At 41.5% G+C, this 2,922-nt stretch carries 1 protein-coding gene and 1 pseudogene; both read left to right on the top strand.

The genetic code is table 11. The annotated features are described in order from the left end of the window. Positions 1-29: 29 nt before the first annotated feature. A pseudogene (locus ACRCYC_RS05415) lies at positions 30-422 on the top strand (hypothetical protein); the annotation flags it as partial. A 258-nt stretch (positions 423-680) separates the two neighbouring features. Further along, entirely contained in the window at positions 681-2,567 is a 1,887-nt protein-coding gene (locus ACRCYC_RS05420; protein WP_438618085.1) for an RNA-directed DNA polymerase, read from the top strand. The last annotated feature ends 355 nt before the right edge of the window (positions 2,568-2,922 follow it).

The raw sequence follows: 2,922 nt of genomic DNA on the forward strand, positions 1-2,922 counted from the left end.
AAGGATTATGTCATCGGGAAGTAGATGGCATGAACACCAGAAATATACAGATTGTTGCCGTACTGTTAACAAGCAACCATGCAAACATACTGGTTGCATGTGTTTACCGAAGCCCTAGCACTACGGCCGAAGATGACCAAATGCTTGTGGATAAATTGGATAGTCTACGAAAGTTGGCACCTAGAATAGTGATAGTGGGTGACTTTAATCTGCCAGACGTCGACTGGTCTGAACAGCAGTATACGCGGGGGGCACCGAGTGAGACATACTTAAAATGGTTCCACTTAAATGGATTACACCAACATATATCGGAGCCTACTCGCTATAGAGGTTGTCAACAGCCATCTACTTTGGACTTATTGTTATCTACCTACGCGTCAGATATAACCAATCTGGCAAGTCTCTCGCCAATTGGTAAAAGTGATCATGTAGTATTATTATTCGATTTATGCTTAAAGAAGTGTAAGCCACCAAACATGGTCTATCGGAACTTCAGAAAGATGGACCAAGTTAAAATGTTGCAAAAGGCAATCGAAATGAAATGGACACCTGAGGAGCCCAATCCTCCAGTCGAATCACGTTGGCAAGTCATTCGTAGTAATATTATTGCACTGCAAGATGAATTTGCCCCATTGAAACCTAAGAAGAGTAGAGGCAAGCCTCCGTGGTGGAAAGCGTCAATGAAGCGCATTATTGGAAAGAGGGACAGAGCATGGGCTAAATTTAAGCATAAACAAAGACAAAAGGACTGGCTGAAATATAAGGCACTCAGAAACGAGACTGTCGGAACCCAGCGTATACTCAAAAGGGGTTTCGAACTAGGGTTAGCGAATCGAGCCAAAGAATGTCCAAAGCGATACTATGCCTATGTGCAGTCGCAAAAATCGCTAAGAAATGGAATAGATACAATTAAAATCGCAGATAATATATACATCAATTCTGAGTATGAAAAAGCGGAGGCATTCTTAAACTACTTCAAGAGTGTACACCATCTGGATATAGGTACTGCAACACATGATACCGAAAACCTTGAAAACATAGAGGTCATCGCGGATCTAACTGTTAGCATAGGCCATGTAAAACAAGTCTTAAAGGAGCTGAAGCCATACAAATCGCCAGGACCGGACAGAATCTACCCAGTGATGGTGAAGATATTATCCGACACAATCAGTCCGGCAATTTGCGAGCTATTTCAAGCTTCGTTATCACAGGCTCTGGTGCCTCATGAATGGAAAAATGCAACAGTTGTTGCCCTGCATAAAGGCGGCAAAACTGATGACATAAAGAACTACAGGCCTGTAAGCCTAACGTGTATACTATGCAAATGTTTGGAGAAAATCATACGATTACATATATGTGATCACTTGACGAAATATAAGCTGCTTCAAGAATGTCAGCATGGCTTTATGAAAGGTAAATCTTGTCTTACAAATCTATTGAGCTATCTCGATGAAGTATCTCATAGATTAAATGAAGGCAAGAAAATAGAAGTCTGCTATCTGGACTTCAGTAAAGCATTTGATTCTGTGAATCACAGGTTACTGCTTCATAAATTGGAGAGTTTTGGGATAACGGGAAACTTATGCAACTGGATAAAAGACTTCTTAGTCGGTCGAAGGTTTAGAGTGCGTATAGGAGGAACACTATCGAACGCGGAAGTCGTGCAAAGTGGAGTGCCACAAGGTTCTGTCCTAGGTCCTCTACTATTCATACTTTTCGTGAATGACCTCGCTCGTAGATTGGAAAGTCCGACGTTCTTGTTTGCGGACGATGTGAAATTAGTGGGGTCGTCGGGGCGCACGAAGCTAGTTGAGGACATCAAGATTGTAGAAGAATGGGCATGGCAGTGGGACCTAAATTTGAACAGCAGTAAAAGCCATCTGTTATCGAAATCAGATGAGGCAATGAACGTCTGCACTCCAAGGGGTACAATGTCTATTGCCACGGTTACCAAAAGTATGGACCTTGGTGTTGTTATGACAGCTGATTTTAAGTGGGAAAAACAGTGTTTATATGCTGCTGCGAGGGCTAGAAAAGAACTTTTTAGACTTAAAGGTGTATTGTCATGCAAAAAGACGGAAGTTTTTATTCCGCTTTATAAAGCTATTGTAAGGCCACACTTGGAATATTGTGTACAAGCCTGGTCACCATATCTACAGAAAGATATTAAATGTCTGGAGAAAGTGCAGAGACTTGCCACCAAGATGGTGGAGGGTCAAAAAGGAAAATCATATAAGGAAAGGTTAGCGCATCTAGGGCTTTTTTCGCTCTCAAGGAGACGACTACGAGGCGATCTAATCGAAACATTTAAGGCGTTAAAAGGCTTAAATGGGATCAAACACAGTGTGGGATTTGATCTAGTTACCGGAGGTAATACTCGGGGACATGCATTGAAACTGAGGAAGACCCATGCTAATATTATGGTGAGGTCTAATTATTTTTCCGAACGCACTGTGAACATGTGGAATAAACTGCCTGGGGAGATAGTTGACTTAGATAGTGTCGATGCATTTAAAAGGGCACTAGACAATAAGTGGACTGTGATTTTCCCAGATATCATGCCATAGGAACAATAAACTGCATATGATTGTCTGTGTGTTGCTAAAGTAGTATATCATAAAAATTGTTTTATTCTCTCACCAACTGGGTGAGGAGACTGTTCACCTCCATATTTTCAGATATCTTCGCTAGAAGCTCGTGAAAACTGAAATCAACCCTTGCTGGTTGTGACACTATTCGCAGTGGTGGGTGCCTACCAACAGCATTCCACCGAAAGAAACCGAAGGCTAGTTTGGTACTTGTACCAATACTTTTCGGTAAAGAATCAACTGAATCAACTGAATCAAACTGTCAGGGGAAATAGTTACTTAGATAGTGTTGATGCGTTAAAAAGGGCACTAGACAATAAGTGGACTGTGTTTT

The organism is Paraclostridium sp. (assembly GCF_051657365.1).
In the GTDB taxonomy this organism is placed as follows: Bacteria; Bacillota; Clostridia; order Peptostreptococcales; family Peptostreptococcaceae; genus Paraclostridium.

Excerpts from the sequence above, each read along its gene's own strand:
- ACRCYC_RS05420 (WP_438618085.1), top strand. The coding sequence starts at position 681 with ATGAAGCGCATTATTGGAAAGAGGGACAGAGCATGGGCTAAATTTAAG.